The 15,311-nt window shown below is 69.2% G+C and carries 12 protein-coding genes; 10 read left to right on the forward strand and 2 right to left on the reverse strand.

What is annotated here, in order from left to right:
* Nucleotides 1-68: 68 nt before the first annotated feature.
* From H6726_00585 to H6726_00615, 7 genes are all read left to right on the forward strand, one after another.
* Nucleotides 69-2,516 carry a hypothetical protein gene (locus tag H6726_00585; protein MCB9656115.1) on the forward strand — a complete coding sequence of 816 codons (2,448 nt, stop codon included), beginning with the start codon at nucleotides 69-71 and terminating at the stop codon, nucleotides 2,514-2,516.
* A gap of 468 nt (nucleotides 2,517-2,984) precedes the next feature.
* Complete coding sequence (gene mutM, locus H6726_00590) at nucleotides 2,985-3,848, forward strand: bifunctional DNA-formamidopyrimidine glycosylase/DNA-(apurinic or apyrimidinic site) lyase (GenBank protein ID MCB9656116.1); 864 nt, start codon at nucleotides 2,985-2,987, stop codon at nucleotides 3,846-3,848.
* A complete protein-coding gene (locus tag H6726_00595) occupies nucleotides 3,845-4,510 on the forward strand; it encodes a TVP38/TMEM64 family protein (GenBank protein ID MCB9656117.1) in 666 nt (221 codons plus the stop codon). Before mutM ends, H6726_00595 begins: the two co-directional genes overlap by 4 nt.
* 326 nt (nucleotides 4,511-4,836) lie before the next feature.
* Nucleotides 4,837-5,706, forward strand: coding sequence for a hypothetical protein (locus H6726_00600; GenBank protein MCB9656118.1), 870 nt, complete (start codon nucleotides 4,837-4,839; stop codon nucleotides 5,704-5,706).
* Entirely contained in the window at nucleotides 5,703-7,355 is a 1,653-nt protein-coding gene (locus H6726_00605; protein MCB9656119.1) for a GH3 auxin-responsive promoter family protein, read from the forward strand. Before H6726_00600 ends, H6726_00605 begins: the two co-directional genes overlap by 4 nt.
* On the forward strand, nucleotides 7,346-8,527 hold the full coding sequence (locus tag H6726_00610; GenBank protein ID MCB9656120.1) for a hypothetical protein: 1,182 nt from the start codon (nucleotides 7,346-7,348) through the stop codon (nucleotides 8,525-8,527). Before H6726_00605 ends, H6726_00610 begins: the two co-directional genes overlap by 10 nt.
* Nucleotides 8,515-9,945, forward strand: coding sequence for a hypothetical protein (locus H6726_00615; protein ID MCB9656121.1), 1,431 nt, complete (start codon nucleotides 8,515-8,517; stop codon nucleotides 9,943-9,945). Before H6726_00610 ends, H6726_00615 begins: the two co-directional genes overlap by 13 nt.
* 102 nt (nucleotides 9,946-10,047) lie before the next feature.
* Here the strand turns inward: H6726_00615 and H6726_00620 are convergent, their stop codons facing one another.
* Nucleotides 10,048-10,713: a DUF615 domain-containing protein gene (locus tag H6726_00620; GenBank protein ID MCB9656122.1), complete on the reverse strand. Its 666-nt coding sequence runs from the start codon at nucleotides 10,711-10,713 to the stop codon at nucleotides 10,048-10,050.
* Nucleotides 10,714-10,787: 74 nt separating this feature from the next.
* On the opposite strand from H6726_00620, the gene H6726_00625 reads away from it, so the two are divergent.
* Nucleotides 10,788-11,798 (forward strand): LLM class flavin-dependent oxidoreductase, encoded by a 1,011-nt coding sequence (locus H6726_00625; GenBank protein MCB9656123.1) that lies wholly within the window; start codon nucleotides 10,788-10,790, stop codon nucleotides 11,796-11,798.
* A 914-nt stretch (nucleotides 11,799-12,712) separates the two neighbouring features.
* Entirely contained in the window at nucleotides 12,713-13,084 is a 372-nt protein-coding gene (locus tag H6726_00630; GenBank protein ID MCB9656124.1) for a hypothetical protein, read from the forward strand.
* Nucleotides 13,085-13,133: 49 nt separating this feature from the next.
* Here the strand turns inward: H6726_00630 and H6726_00635 are convergent, their stop codons facing one another.
* Nucleotides 13,134-14,333: a patatin-like phospholipase family protein gene (locus H6726_00635; protein MCB9656125.1), complete on the reverse strand. Its 1,200-nt coding sequence runs from the start codon at nucleotides 14,331-14,333 to the stop codon at nucleotides 13,134-13,136.
* A 293-nt stretch (nucleotides 14,334-14,626) separates the two neighbouring features.
* Here H6726_00635 and rpsD point away from each other — a divergent pair, with 293 nt between their 5' ends.
* A complete protein-coding gene (gene rpsD / locus H6726_00640) occupies nucleotides 14,627-15,247 on the forward strand; it encodes a 30S ribosomal protein S4 (protein ID MCB9656126.1) in 621 nt (206 codons plus the stop codon).
* Nucleotides 15,248-15,311: the final 64 nt, after the last annotated feature.

The raw sequence follows: 15,311 nt of genomic DNA on the forward strand, positions 1-15,311 counted from the left end.
GCTCTTTCCGTGATCCACGGGTGGCGCTTGCTGGTAGCTTGTCGCGCAACTTCACGGGGGTTTCGGTCATGAACGTCGACTTCAACGAGCAGGACACGCGCATCAACATCGAGGGCGCGACCAAGGCCATGCAGGTCAGCGACCTGAGCACGGCGCTCTTCCACGCAAGCTCCGTCCTCTCGGTCGAACCCGAGAACGCGGCCATGCGCGCGGTGCTCGACCAGATCGTGCAGCGCGTAGGGGCCGAGGCGCTGACGCTGGTGCGCACCAACCAGGCCAAGTTCGACTACATCACGGTCGCGACGCGCGCGTACGTGCAGGCCAAGCTGGGCAACGCCACGGAGGCCTTCCGCGAGCTCTGCTATGTCGTGAACCTGCGCCCCGACGTGCCCTTCTTCGTGTGGGGCGCCGAGTGGGCCGCCGAGGGCAAGCTCAGCGGCATGAGCGCGGAGGACACCGTCAAGCTGGTGGTCATCCCCACGCTGCGCTGGCTGTCCGAGTGCCCGGCGCCCATCGCCGACGATGACTACCGCAAGCCGAACGTGTTGGCGGCCGTGCGCGTGATGACCATCCTGCGCCAGATCCACCCGCAGGAGCCGATGGTCCTCATGGCCGGCTCGTCCGCGCTGCGCCGCGCGGGAGACTTCGTGCCTGCCATTCAGCTGGCCGAGCAGTGCCACCAGCTCGACAAGAAGTGGAGCACCGCCATCATGGTGGCCACGGCGCACCGCGACGCCGGCGGCATCGACCGCGCGGTGGAGTGGTACCGCTACTCGCTCTCGCTGGAGGGCGCCGACCCCATCTCCACGCAGCTGGACATCGGCGACACGCTGCTCAACGCCGAGCGCTGGGACGACGCCATCGCCGCCTATCGCGAAGTCCTGCAGCAGAACCCGAAGCACCGGCACGCCGAGTCGTCCATCACCTACGCCGAGTTCAAGAAGACCAAGAACCCCGAGCTCAAGTTCGCGCTCTACGACCAGGCCGAGCACTCGGGCCGCGCCTGGCAGCTGCTGTGCGACATGGAGCCGCAGCGCGACTACATCCACTTCCTGCCCGGCCCCGGAGACGCCAGCGCCAACGCGCTGCGCAACGTTGTGCGCGACCTGACGCAGCACCCAGAGCGCGCCCAAGGCGGCAGCTTGACGATGAACGTCACGCACCCGGAGTCGCCCAGCGTGCTCCTGGCCTTCGAGCGCTGGGCCGCGGACAAGCAGTATCGCATCGGGGTCAAGCTGGCCTACCAGAAGTCCGTCTCGCCCGACCCGCGGAGTCCGCGCGGCCAGGTGGCGTTTTCCCTCTGGCGCTTCGACGCCGAGCGCGGCTACCCGAACGTCCCCGCGCCCGATCCGCGCGTGGTCGATGCCGTGGCGTCCATCGCGCGCGAGACCTTCCTGCTCGAGCGCTGGGACGCGGAGGCCAAGGCGCTCGGCCCTCAGATGGGCGTGGCCTGGCTTGAGCAGTTGCTCTCGCTGATGGTGCACCCGGCCCCCATCCCCGAGGGCATGGACCCGTTCACGTGGGTGCTGCGCCTGCAGATCGCCACGGCGCTGGTGATCGCGCGCACGGACGGCAGCTGGAGCGACGGGGGGGGGCGCAAGTTCGCGCTGTTCAACGTGGCGCGCGGTCCGGTGGACTGGACCTCCCTCGCCGCCATCGTCGTGCTTGCCTGGATCGCGCAGCAGGAGCCTGCCACGCGCCCCGACATCGAGGCGCTCTTCACCGAGCTGCGCGCCAGCATCCCGCGTGAGGGCTTCACCACCTACGAGCGCCCGCTCGCGCTGGCGTGGCTCAACATGGGCGGGCACGACGAGGCCAAGCTCAAGTCCTTCTCCGACTGGCTCTACGACTACGACGACCGGCACAGCGAGAAGCAGCAGGAGGAGACGCACGAGGGGCTCACCATCGCCCAGTACGCGGAGCTGTCCGCGCGCCGCGACGCCATCACCACCAAGCACGCGCACCACGCGGGCGGGCGCATGGCGTTCGTGGGCAACGCGCTCGGCAACGAGCAGTGGCGCGAGCTGGAGAAGCTGTGCCGCGAGTACGGCCTCCCCGCGAACAACGCGGCCGCCAGCGGGCGCATCGAGGGCTGGGAGACGCGCCTGCGCAACGACAAGCGCCTGCGCGCGTTCTTCGAGCAGCAGGTGAACCTGACCAAGCTCAAGCTGGAAGGCATCGACCCGAACAGCCACGAGGGGCGCATCGCGGAGCAGATCCGTGGCGGACACTTCGACGTCGAGGGCGCGCGCGTCAACGCGCAGGCCGTGGCGCAGGCGGCCGCAGCGGGCGAGGACATGGGCGACCCGGACCCCGTGGTGTTCCCCGGGCAGCCCGTCGCGAAGCTGTCGGACTACGTGAAGATGATGAAGCACATGCAGACCGGCGACATGAACGGCGCGCTGAAGATGTACGGCCTGAACATGGCCAGCTACGGCGGCGTGGCGCAGGCCTGGGGCGTGAAGCTGGCGTCCGACCCCGTCCTGACCGCCAAGTTCAGCAAGATGATGGCGTAAGGCCCGCGGCCTGCCGGGTCACTCTCGCGCCACGAGCGAAGCACCACTTACTCGAGGCGGTCCCTGCTTTTTTCCGGCCCTCGACCGTCCGCCCCTCGCGGTCGTCGCGACCGTCCCTCGTGTTCGTGTTCGTGTTCGTGCGCGTGCGCGTGCGCGTGCGCGTGCGCGTGCTCGTGCGTGTGCTCGTGCTCATGCGCGTGCGCGTACTCGCCTGAAGCCCGCCGAGTACGGCATCTGCCCTACGTCGCCGCGAGCTCACGACAGCCACCGGAAGCACCTCCACGCGTACGCGTACGCGCACGAAGACGAAGACGAGAACGAGAACGAACACGAGGACGAACACGACCACACTCACGAGGACGCGCACGCGCACGCGCACGGCGACAATGACGAGGACGAGGGCGACGATGCGCACGAACACGAACAGGGGCTCCCGGGGCTCGTGAGTTGTGCTCTAGTCTCGCGACCATGCCGGAGCTCCCCGAAGTCGAGACCGTCGCGCGGCTGATCAGGCCGCGCGTCTTGGGCCGCACCATCACCTCCTCCCAGGCTTCATGGGTGCGCTCGCTCGGGGGCCCCACGGCCGCGACGTTCGAGCGCCTGGTGCGAGGGGCCACCGTCACCCACGTAGGACGCCGGGCCAAGTACATCGTGCTGACGCTGCGACGGGGCGGCACGGGCGATGCGGGGGCAGACGCGGGCGCGCTGCTGGTGCACCTGCGCATGACCGGGCGGCTGCACGTCGAGCCCAGCGCGGCGCCCCTCGGCCCCTACACCCGCGTCGCGCTCGGGCTCGACGACGGGCACACGCTGCGCTTCGACGACGTGCGCAAGTTCGGGCGCTTCACGCACGTGGCGGACCCGCTCGCCACGCTCGCGCACCTGGGTCCGGAGCCGCTCGAGCCAGCCTTCACGGGTGCGTGGCTGCACGCGGCGCTGCGCGCCCGACGGCGAGCGCTGAAGCCCCTGCTGCTGGACCAAGAGTTCGTGGCGGGGCTCGGCAACATCTACGTCGACGAGGCGCTGCACGAGGCGCAGCTGCACCCGCTGCAGTCCTCGGAGCGCGTGACCAAGCCGCAGGCTGCGCGGCTCGCGGAGGCCATCCGCGCCATCCTCGACGAAGCCATCGCGCGCGAGGGGTCCAGCTTCGACACGTTCTACCGCACGCCCGAGGGACAGCCCGGCAGCTACCAGCACCAGTTCCGCGTGTACGGCCGCGACGGGAAGCCCTGCCGGCGCTGCGAAGCCACCGTGCAGAAGCTGGTGGTGGGGCAGCGCGGGACGCACGTGTGCCCCCGCTGCCAACGCGCGCCCCGAGGACCGAGACCATGAGCGAGTCCAGCGAGTCCCCTCCCGCCCGGGCTTCCTGGCTGCGGACCGCCGTGTGGCTCGGGTTCCTCCTCCTCGTGCCCGCGACGCTGTGGTTCAGCGGCGCGCTCGACTACCTGCGCGACACGGAGCGTGTGCGCGCCGACGTGAGCACTCTCGGCCCGCTCGCGCCGTTCGCGTGGGTCCTGCTGCACGCCACGCTCGAGGGCTTCGGTGTGCCCGCGACGTTCATCGTCATCGCCGCCATGGTGCTGTTCAGCAAGCCCGTCGCGTTGCTGGTGTGCGTGCTGGGGAGCGCCGGCGGGATGGCGGTGGGCTTCTACCTCGCGCGCTCCATCGCGCGCGAGTGGGTCGCGGCACGCCTGCCGCCCCGCTTCCGTGCCTGGGAAGCCCACGTCAGCGAGAACGCGTTCTTGGTCTCGCTCGGCATGCGCTCCGTGCTCTTCCTGGCGCCGGGTCCGGCATACGTCATGGGCCTCTCGCGTGCGCGCTTTCTGCCTTGTTTGCTGGGCGCTGCGCTGGGCTGCGTACCGGGCTTGTGGCTGATGGTCTACTGGGGTGGCGAAGCGGCGACGCTCATGACGCGTATCCCGATCTGGGCGTGGCTCGTACTGGGCGCCTTCGTGGTCGGCGGTCTGGTGTGGCGCCGCGTCCGTCGAAAATAATTTCAACACTCAGTGCCACTACGTGGCCTCCAAAGCCAATCTCACGCGCCACCTGCGTCGCTTACATTTTGTATACATTATGTCCAGAAGCGGTCCGCGAGGGGCTCGGTATCGCTACTAGAACGGCCGTTTTGCCGAAGCAAGCGCGTAATCGTGGGCCTTGTGGCACTCCGAGACACGCTGGGAGACGCCCGTGTACAAAAACTTACCAACTAGTAAGTTATGCTTTTGACATTTTGTTCGGTCAATTTTCTCGCAAATAAAGCAATCGCAATTCGAAAGTTGCTGGTGTACACGGTGCAGAGATTGGAAGGAACCAGGTGCCCGTGACCCACGAACTCCCCCCCCTCAGCGCGCGCTTCCGGCGCGTCGACTCCATCTCCCCGAGCGAGCTGCAGCAGATGCACGCCCTCTTCTCGCGCTTCTACGAGAACGCCGACCTGAAGAAGTTCATCGAGGACCTCTCGGAGAAGTCGGGCGTGATCATGGTGCGCGAGAAGACCGAGGCAGCGACGCTGCGCGGCTTCAGCACGATCAAGCAGGTCGAGCTGGACGACCAGGGCCGCAAGGCCATCGGCGTCTTCAGCGGCGACACCATCCTGCACCCCGACTACTGGGGCGACCGGGCCCTCAAGGACGGGTTCGTGCGCTACATGCTGTCGGTCAAGGCCCGCATGCCCCGCACGCCCATCTACTGGCTGCTCATCTCCAAGGGCTACAAGACCTACCTGCTGCTGGCGAACAACTTCGTCACGTTCTACCCGCGGCACGACTCACCCAACGACCCGCGCCTCGCGTCCATCGTGGACCAGTACTGCCGGGCGCTGTTCCCGCGCGCCTACAACGCGACCACCCGCGTGCTGGACTTCGGCGACGGCTCGCAGTGCCTCAAGGAGGTGGTCGCGCCCATCACCGACGAGCTGCGCGCCCTGAACCCGGCCATTGCCTACTTCGAGCAGTGCAACCCCGAGTGGCAGCGCGGCGTGGAGCTCCCCTGCGTGGGCGAGGTCTCGCTCAACCTGCTGTGGCCGTACCTCGCGAAGGAGTCGGCGCGCTTCCGCAGCTCGGCGCCGCCGCCCGGCCCCCTCACCACCGAGATCGCGGGCGACCGCATGCCCTCGCTGGCCGACCTCGCCCGTCAGCTGACCGAGAGCAGCAACACGCCGCTCTCGACCAGCGCCGAGGAGCGGGCATGAAGCAGCGCCTGCGTCCGCTCGCGCACCAAGCGGCGCGGGCTGTCTGCACCTTCGGGGCGCGCCGCTTCGAGGCCGCCCTGGGCGACGTGGAGGGCACGCAGCGCGCGGTGCTCGCGGCCCAGCTCCTGCGCTACGCCGGCTCGGAGCAGGCGGGCGCCCTCGGGCTGCGTCCAGGCCTGCGTGCCGAGGAGTTCCGTGACCGCGTGCCCGAGCACGCTTGGTCCGATGTGGCGGACATGGTGCGTCGGCAGCGCGCGGGCCAAACCCGCGTGCTCACCCACGAGCCGTGCGCGCGCTACCAGCCCACCAGCGGCTCCAGCTCGCGCGTGAAGTGGGTCCCCTACACGCCCGGGTTCCTGAGCGACCTCGACGCGGCGGTTACGCCGTGGGTCGCCGACCTGTACCAGAGCGTGCCGGGTGTGCGCACCGGGCAGCACTACTGGTCCCTCTCGTGGATCCCCACCGACCTGCGCGCCGACACGCCGGACAACATCAACGACGACACGCAGCTGCTGTCCTGGGAGAAGCGCGCCGCCGCTGCGCTGATGGCCCCCGTGCCGCGCTGGGTCGCGTACGCGCAATCGTCGGAGGACTCGCTCTTCGCGACGCTCGCGTGGCTGCTTGCCGCCGACGACCTGTCGCTGGTCTCCGTGTGGAGCCCCACCTTCGCGCTCAACCTGTTCGAAGGCCTCTCACTGCACCGTGACGAGCTCGCCACGACGCTCGAGCGCGGGCGCTGGCAGCGTCCGGGCATGCCCGGCGCCGCCCCCAAGGCCCTGCGGGCCGCGCACATCCTGCGCCGCTCGAGCGGGCCGGCCGACCCCGCGCTGATGAAGGCCTTGTGGCCGCGCCTCTCGCTGGTGAGCGCCTGGGACACCTCGTCCTCCGCGCGCTGGGCCGAGCGCCTGCAGCAGCTCATCCCGCACGCGCGCTTCCAGGGCAAAGGCCTGTGGGCCACCGAGGGCGTGGTCACCATCCCCTACCGCGGCGTGCACATGCTGGCGTCGCGCAGCCACTTCTACGAGTTCGTGGACCTCGACACCGAGCGCACGCACTTCGCCTGGGAGCTGCGCGAGGGGCAGGAGGTGCGCCCGCTGCTCACCACCGGCGCGGGGCTCCTGCGCTACGCGCTGCGCGACCGCCTCCGCGTGGGCCAGCGGCTGGGGAACACGCCCAGCCTGGTGTTCGTGGGGCGCATGGACGACACCGACATGGTGGGCGAGAAGCTCAGCCCGGACGCCGCGCAGCGGGTGCTGGGCATGCTGGAGAGCCCCGGCGACTGTCAGCCCGTGTCGCTCATCCCCTTGCCCAACGGCCTCGACGAGTCCCGCGAGCGCCCCTGCTACGTCGCGCTGTGCGAGGGTGAGAGTAACCCCAACCAGGACAGCCTGCGCGCCGAGGCGCTCGAGCGCGGCCTGCGCGAGTTCTTCCACTACGAGCTGGCGCGCGACCTGGGGCAGCTGGCCGAGGCCCGCGTCGTCACCACCCCGAACGCCCGCGCGCTCTACGAAGAGCTCGGGGTCCTGCGCGGGATGGTCCAGGGAAACATCAAGGTCGAGCCCCTCTCGGCCTGCATCGAGGGAGCCGCCGCCGCGCACCTGCGCCACGTCGCGCGTCCCGTCGCACGAGGAGATCAGTCATGGACGTAAACGCATTCGTCGCTCAGTTCCCCGATGTTCGGGTCGCGACCGAGAAGGACAACGCCACGATCCTCGAGCTGTACAGGCGGCTCAGCATGCAGGGCGGGGTGTTCAACATCCAGTTCGTGAAGGACCCGGACTACTTCCGCTTCCTGCGCTACGAAGGCCCCGAGCACTTCGTGCTGCTGATCGAGAACTCCGAGGGCGTGGCGGAGGGCATGGCCACGCTCGTGATGCGTCCCGGCTACGTGGGCGACGACGTGGAGTGGGTCGGCCACTGGTCGGACCTGCGCTTCATCCGTGGGCGTGACCGGCGCTCGCGCTTCGACTGGAAGGCCTTCATGGCCGCCGTCTGCGAGCACGGACACGAGGTCGAGGGCTGGCACGGCTGCAAGCACTGGCTGGGCTCCTTCGTGATGGCGAACGAGCGCGCGCGCGCCGCGTTCACCGCGCAGGACACGCCGTTCGACATCACGAACGTGGCCTCGTACCAGATGGTCAACCTGCTGGCGCACCGCCCCTTCGGCCGCAGCAAGCTGCGGCAGCTGCGACGTGGCAGCGCGGTGCACGTGCGCAAGGCCAACACACGCGATATCGAGGCGCTGCGCAGCTTCCTCGACACGCAGAGCCGCAAGCGCGCCCTGGGCTACGTGTACGAGGGCGAGTACGACGAGCTGTCGCGGCGCCTCCAGAGCTGGGACGACTTCAGCATCGAGAGCTTCTACCTGGCCGAGGACGACCGCGGGAAGCTGCTCGGGTGCTTCGCCCCGTGGGACCTCTCGCCGGGTCGGCGCATCGTGGTGGACGACTTCCCCACCTCCGTGCGCATGGCGGCGGGCGTGGCGCGCGGCCTGGGCAAGGCCGTCCCGAAGCCGGGCGACGAGCTGCGCATCCTGTATCTGACCACGCAGGAGATCGACCACACGCTCAGCCCCAGCGACCGTCGCGCCGTGTTCGCGGCCTTGCTCGAGGGCCTGTACGGTGACCCGCGCGTCGGCGCCTACCACATGGTGGCGCTGACCGACTACGACCGCGAGACGCTGCTCGACGTAGTGGACCCGGCCTACTTCACGCAGAAGACCCCGACCCTGCTCTACGCCATGACCGCCCCCGGCGCGGCCATCCCCGTCAACGAAGCGCACCTCCGCGTTCACGCAGGGCATGAGATGTGTCTCACCTGATCCCCCTCAACCGCTCGGAGCGCGCCTACGCGGCCCTCGAAGGGCTGGCGGGGTCGGTCACGCAGGTCTACGAGATGAGCTTCGAGCGCCCCCTCGACGCTCAGCGGGTGCGGCGCGCGTTCCGCGAGCTGGTGTCCGCCTATCCGCGCACCCGCATGCGGCTCGCCGTGGGTGCCTTCAGCACGCGCCTCGGCCTGCTGGGTGACGACGACCCCATGCTGGTGCCCCTCTTCGACGAGGCCTTCCGCGTGGTCGAGGGCGTGGCAGGCGACGACGAGCGCCTCGCGGCCTACCGTGATGCGCTGCTGTCGGAGAGCTTCTCGCTGGGCCGCAGCCTGCCCGTGCGCGTGCGCTTCGCCAACCACCCGACGCGCCCCACGCTGTTCTTCATCGTGCACCACCTCGTGTGCGACGGGCGCGGGATGATCCAGATGATCGACGCGCTGCTGGGCGCGCTGGCCGGCCAGCCCATCACGCCCGTGCCGCTCACGCTGCACGAGATGCGCAGGGCGCTCTGGCCCAAGGGCTTCGTCCGACGCGTGCGCGCGGCGTGGCTGGACTTCCGGCGTCGTCGCGCAGCCCGACGTGAGGCGCGCGGGGTGACGTTGGTCGACCCGCTCGCGCCGCTGCCCGCGTTCACCGCCCCGCGCGTGGTGCGGCACACCCTGTCCATCCCGGTGGCCCAGCTGGTCAAGACGGCGCGCGCGCACGGCACCAGCCTCACCGCGCTGACGCTGGCCGCCCTCACCGCCGTGCTGGCGCGCCGCTCGCAGGCCGCGAGCGACGGGTCGCGCGAAGTGGCGCTGCGCCTCTCGGTGGACCTGCGCCCCTACTTCGACCCGCCGCAGCCCGACGCCTTCGGCAACCTGGTGGCCACCTTCATGGTGCGCTGCACGCGCTTCGCCGAGCGCGCGCCGCTCATCGCCGACATCGCGGCCCAGCTGAAGGAAGGCACGCGCCGCTTCAAGGACCACGAGCGCGGGTGGGGCCTCCTGCTGGACGAGCTGGGCACCCTCATCGGGCTGCGCCTGTACTCACTCGCCGCGCGGCGCCTGAAGGCCCGCAACCGCCTGACGCCCATGAGCGCGCACTACTCCACCGTCGGCAGCGTCGACCATCTGTTGCGGCACGACGTGGGCCTGGTGGACATCGCGGGCTACGCGCCCAACACCGGGCTGTTCGTGACGAGCATGGGCTTCCGCGACCAGCTGCGCATGGCCGTCATCTACCCGACGGGCGCGCTCGACCGCGAGCAGGCCCTCTGGCTGGCGCAGGAGCTGGAGACCACGCTCGCGCGGATGAGCGAGCCCGAACAGGCGAGCGACGAGACCGAGGAGCCCTGGGAGGACAGCGCCGCGCGTCGGATGGTGCGGGCACCGTCGGAGCAGGCTCAGTCGCGGTCGGCAGGGTCCGTCTGAGCGGGTGTTGGGAACGGCTAGGGTCGAGTCAGCATCCCGCTGGCCAGTGAGGCGGGCGATGCTTGGGGGCACCTGGCTTCAGCCTGGTGCCCCCCATCATCCTCAGTCCTCGTCGCCCTCGTGCTCGTCGTCCCAGTCGTCGTCCCCATCCGCGTCCAGCTCGCCCTTCGGGCGGGGCGCAGCCGGGCGAGGGTCGGCCTCGGCGATGCGCTCGCGCAGGTATTGGTACAACGCGCGGCGCTTGGCGGTGGCGCTCTTGCCCTTCTCGGCGCGTGAGGTCTCGGTGTCCCCTGCGCCCTCCTTGCCGGCCGCGCGCACCATCTGTCGCAGCGTCTGCCGCTCCGTCGTGGGGTACGCGGTCAGGAACTCTTCGCAGGCCGCGTCGCCCTGGGCATCGTCCGTCACCCGGTCGCGCCAGCGCTCGATCAGCCGCGCGCGCGCGAGCGAGATGGGGCTCGACGGGTCCAGCAGCCCGACCGCGTGCATGAGCGCCTTGGCGTCGTAGGAGCGGAGCTGTCGCGCGACGAAGCGCCGCTGCCGCACCTTGGCGCCCCGGCTGGTGTTGGACAGCTCGAGGATGGCCTGCTCGAGCCCCTCCGGCAGCTCCAGCTTGGCCCGCACGGCCGGGCTCAGGGCGGCCAGCGCGAGGCCCAGCTCGGCCAGCTCGGCGGTGACCTCGTGCTGCTTGTTGCGCTTCTTGCTGCGCGAGGGGACGCCCTCGTACGGGTCCGGCGCCTCGGGGTCGGTGGAGTGCATGCGGCGCGCCATGGGCCGCAGTGTCCCTCAGTCCTGGCGCATGTCCAGCTTGGAAGGTCCGGGGATCGGGCCTATACCCACCCCCCATGCAGCAACGCACAGGCCTCATCGCCTTCTGGAAGGGCTACGACCGCAAGCTCTACCTGAAGGCCGCCATCCTCGCCGACCGCCTCGGCTACGACTCCTTCTGGCTCCCGGAGGTGTGGGGCTACGAGAGCTTCCAGCTCCTGACGGAGATCGCCATCCACACCAAGCGCATCAAGCTGGGGACCGGCATCATCAACGTCTTCAGCCGCTCGCCCGCGTTGATCGGCATGAGCGTCGCCACGCTGGACGAGATCTCGGAGGGGCGCGTCATCCTCGGCATCGGCACCAGCGGCAAGCGCGTCATCGAGGGCTTCCACGCGCGCGAGTTCAAGAAGCCGCTGACGCAGACGCGCGACGTCATCCGCGTCACCCGCGCCCTGCTGGACGGCACGCCGCTGGACCAGGCCGGCGCGAAGCTCGGCGAGTACCGCAAGTTCACGCTGGACAACAAGCCCACGCGCCGCCGCGTGCCCATCTACGTGGCCGCGCTCAAGGAGCAGGCCATCCGCAGCATCGGCGAGCTGGCCGACGGCTGGATGCCCATCTTCTGGCCCTACACGGAGCTCTCCCGCGGGCACGAGTGGATCGCGCAGGGCGCGCTGGCCGCAGGCCGCAACCCGAGCGAGATCGTCACGGCCCCCTTCACCACGGCCATCCCGCTCACGGGGCGCATGGCCTCCGAGAAGGCGCGCGACATCATCTCCTTCTACATCGGCGGCATGGGCGAGTACTACAAGGAGATGCTCACCGGCATGGGCTACGCCGACGAGTGCGAGCGCATCGACCGCCTGTACAAGGACCCGGCCACCCGCTCCCAGGCCAAGGACGCGGTCACGCCCGAGCTGGTGGACGCGCTGACCGTCAGCGGCAACCCGCTGCACTGCATCCGCGAGCTGCGCCGCCGCCGCGACTTCGGGCAGGACCTGCCCATCATCAACCTGCCGCCCAACATGCCGTGGCCGGCGCTGGCAGCGTTCATCACGACGATGGCTCCGCGCCGCTTCCCCTGAGCGTCAGGGGGCGCCTCAGCGCTCCCCCGCTGACAACACCTGGGTCGAATGTCTCAACGACGTGAACTGCGGGGGTCGTCGCAGTAGAGCGCGAACGAGTGCAGACCTGGCGCCCGAGACGAGAACTCACCGAGGTACGGTGCTTCGGTCGCAGCATTGCTACGCATAGAGCACTGCTTCGACCGAAGCACTCTGGGGTCACTGCGGCGGATGCTCAGCCAAGCAGAGGCGCTCGGCAAAGGCCTCTCAGATCCGGCCACTGGGTCCTTTTCGGTTCGACCGTGCGACCTTGTTGGTATGCTTCCCGTCAGGTCGACCAGAGTCGAATTGGGGCCGATGCCGGAAGGACGATTTCGCCTGTGAAGCAACGCACTCATCGCTGGGAGAGGGCAGCATGGCAAGGCTTGGTCGTCGTCGGGTTCGCCCTGGCAAGCCAGTCGCTTTCGGCGTCCGCGCAGCGGTTCTCACTGCCGCTGCGAGAACACCTCGTCGTGACTACCTCTGATTCTGCGGCCGCTCCAGCGGGAGCCTTCTGTGTGCTCAGCATCGTCACCGTACCCCATCGGTCCTACAACTGCCGGGTGCGGATCGAGTGTGGCGGGAACGTCACCTATGGGGACGGGACTTCGGGCCTCAACACGTGTCGCGCCGAGCAAGATGGAGTGCTCACCGTGCACGACCCGAGAGATGATGATGGCGATCCAGCGCTGTCGCTCCTAGTCAGGGGCAATGGTGCCAGCGTGATTGCAAACGTGTGGTCGGGGACCTGGCGCGTTGCTTTCGCCGGTCCAGTCCTCCCGCCGACACCGTGGCCTCGCGCCGCGCCTGGAGCCACCGCTCCGGCGACTCAACGGATCCGCTCGACGAACTGGCGCTCTCTCCAAGACGTTCCGTTGGACGATTCGCGCCCCTCGGTGACGTACGTCGACCTCAACGGCGACGGGTACGAAGAGGCCGTTTGGACCGACGCTCAAGGCATCGAGGGCTCGGCGTCGGGTTGGTACTCAAGTGTTGTGGTGTACAGCATGCTGCCCGGCGACACCGTGCCCCGTCTCGTCCAGACCATTGCTTCGCAGGTGGATGACAACAGCAATGGGCAGGTCAGTCTGGTGAGCGCCAGTAGAGGCGGCGTGGTTGTCGCACGAGCGGAGTTCAGCGAGGACGACGCCATGTGCTGCCCGCACGCTGACCGCATCGAACAATGGCGGTGGAATGGCCAGTGGTTGGCGGAGGACGTTGCCCGCCGGCGTGTTTTACCGAGACGTGAGCCCGCCCCGGTTCGCTGACACGCTCCGCTATCCAGCAATCCTCCCCAACTCTCAGCAGGCCGCGGGTTCACGCGTCGAAGAAGCGATGGATCGCCGCCGCGCGGGCGTGCGCGTCACGACGCCCCAGCGCCACCAAGCGGCTGGCGAACTCGCCGTCGAAGAGCACGAACGACAGCAGGTCGGCCTGGAAGCCCGGCTCCAGCTTCAGGTCGCCCGAGAAGATGTGTGGCGAGAGATGCGTGGTGCGCAGCTCGTGCGCGCGCGCCGCGGCCAGCCGACCGATGTCCTCCGAGGGGTAGAACACCAGGCGGTTGACCTTCTTGTAGGGCGCCCCCCGCGACTCCTTGATGACCTTCTGCACCCGCGTCATCTCGGTCTCGCCGAGCACGTCCTCGAGGGTGGCGATCATGCGGTTGAAGCGGTCCATCACCTGCAAGTCGTAGTTGACCGGGTCCAGCAGCAGGGCGTTCAGGATCTTGCCGATGAGGAAGACCGGGTTGGGGTAGGCCTGCAGCGCCTGCTGGCGGGCCTCGGCGTCCGGCCGGGCCTCACTGCGCAGGGAGATGACCACCAGGCGCTCGGCACCGCAGCGCAGCGCTGGCGCGATCGGCGTGTTGAAGCGCAGGCCCCCGTCGCAGAAGTAGCGCCCGTCGATCTCGCGCGCCGGGTAGATGAGCGGGATGGCCGAGCTGGCCAACACGTGCCGCGCGTCGATGCGGGATGGCAGCACCCGGCGGCGGGGATCCTTGGAGCGCGCGAACTCGGCCCCGGGCGCGATCTCCGAGAACATGGTGGTGACGCCGTCCTCCACACCCAGGGACGCCACCACCAGCGAGCGGACGATGCCGCTGTCCACGTTGCGGTGCAGCTGTTTGAACGGGATGGCGCGCCCCACCAGCTCTTCGAGCGCACGCGGGTCCAGAAACGAGCGGCCGACGCGGCCCACGTCGTCCCGACGCAGCTTGCTCAGGAGCGGGCGCAGCCGCCGCCCCGCGAGCAACCCCATGGGGTCGAAGCGCAGGTGCTTGCTGAGCCTCAGCCCCTCCCACTCGCCCACCAGCCCGGAGATGTCCATGTCGGGACGGTGCGCGTGGGACGCAAGCCAAGCGCTGTTGATGGCCCCCACGGACGTCCCCGTGAAGATCTCGAAGGGGGCACGGGAGAGGCGACGCGGCTGGAGCACGTCCATGATGCCCGCCACGACGCCCACTTCGTAGGCGCCGCGGGCGCCGCCACCGGAGAGCACGATGCCTGTCCGTGAGTGCATGGGCGTACCTTCACCCGAAAGGGACCATCAAAGGAAGCGCGACGCTCACCGGGCTGGAACCGAGGGGCTAGGCGGTCGCTAACCCGGCGAAACCGCTACGGGAAAGCGCCGAGCGGCGATCTCTTTCTCGGGCCCGATCGTGAATTTCCTGGCCATCGGCGCGGTTAGAGGTCACATTTCCGCCCCCCGAGCTGGGTGATGGCACGTGTTTCTGCGCGTTTCGCCTTGATCCCAAGCCGGTCGCTCAGTAATAAGCCGCTCCCCCGCCCGTCTTGGCGGGCTTTGGAGGAAGAATGTCCCGCTACACCGGACCGCGCGTGAAGAAGATGCGCGCCCTGAACCTCGACCTTCCCGGTCTCACCCGCAAGAGCATGTGGGACCGCCCCTTCCCGCCCGGCGTGCACGGCGCGAAGAACGTCCGTCGTCGCAAGATGAGCGACTACAAGAAGCAGCTCCTCGAGAAGCAGAAGCTGCGCTTGAACTACGGGCTCACGGAGCGTCAGTTCCGCCGCCTCTACAAGGAGGCCGTGTCCAGCCGTGATCCGAGCGGTGACAAGCTGCTCGAGCTGCTCGAGCGTCGCCTGGACAACGCGGTGTTCCGCGCGGGCTTCGCGCCGACCATTCCGGCCGCGCGTCAGCTCATCAACCACGGGCACTTCCAGATCAACGGCAAGCGCGTGGACATCCCCAGCTACCGCGTGAAGCCCGGCGAGGTCATCTCGCTCCGCCCACGCAGCCAGGAGCTGGTCACTGTGGCGGCCGCCCTCGGCGACCTGCGCCTCACGCGCCCCGAGTGGCTCGAGTACCAAGACGACAAGAAGACGGCGTCCATCAAGGAGCTGCCCAAGGCCGACTCCGTGCCCTTCCCCGTCGAGGTCAACCTGGTCATCGAGTACTACTCGAAGCGCCTGTGACAGCCTGGCCGGCCGGTGTGTCTCGTCACGGGGCGCGCCAGGCTGGCCTTTCGCTCGGGACACC

The organism is Sandaracinaceae bacterium, from assembly GCA_020633055.1.
Taxonomy (GTDB): domain Bacteria; phylum Myxococcota_A; class Polyangia; order Polyangiales; family Houyiibacteriaceae; genus JADJJE01.

Bases quoted from the DNA above. Each gene is read 5' to 3' on its own strand.
- H6726_00585 (MCB9656115.1), top strand. From the start codon at position 69: ATGAACGTCGACTTCAACGAGCAGGACACGCGCATCAACATCGAGGGC.
- mutM (MCB9656116.1), top strand. From the start codon at position 2,985: ATGCCGGAGCTCCCCGAAGTCGAGACCGTCGCGCGGCTGATCAGGCCG.
- H6726_00595 (MCB9656117.1), top strand. From the start codon at position 3,845: ATGAGCGAGTCCAGCGAGTCCCCTCCCGCCCGGGCTTCCTGGCTGCGG.
- H6726_00605 (MCB9656119.1), top strand. From the start codon at position 5,703: ATGAAGCAGCGCCTGCGTCCGCTCGCGCACCAAGCGGCGCGGGCTGTC.
- H6726_00610 (MCB9656120.1), top strand. From the start codon at position 7,346: ATGGACGTAAACGCATTCGTCGCTCAGTTCCCCGATGTTCGGGTCGCG.
- H6726_00620 (MCB9656122.1), bottom strand. From the start codon at position 10,713: ATGGCGCGCCGCATGCACTCCACCGACCCCGAGGCGCCGGACCCGTAC.
- H6726_00625 (MCB9656123.1), top strand. From the start codon at position 10,788: ATGCAGCAACGCACAGGCCTCATCGCCTTCTGGAAGGGCTACGACCGC.
- H6726_00635 (MCB9656125.1), bottom strand. From the start codon at position 14,333: ATGCACTCACGGACAGGCATCGTGCTCTCCGGTGGCGGCGCCCGCGGC.
- rpsD (MCB9656126.1), top strand. From the start codon at position 14,627: ATGTCCCGCTACACCGGACCGCGCGTGAAGAAGATGCGCGCCCTGAAC.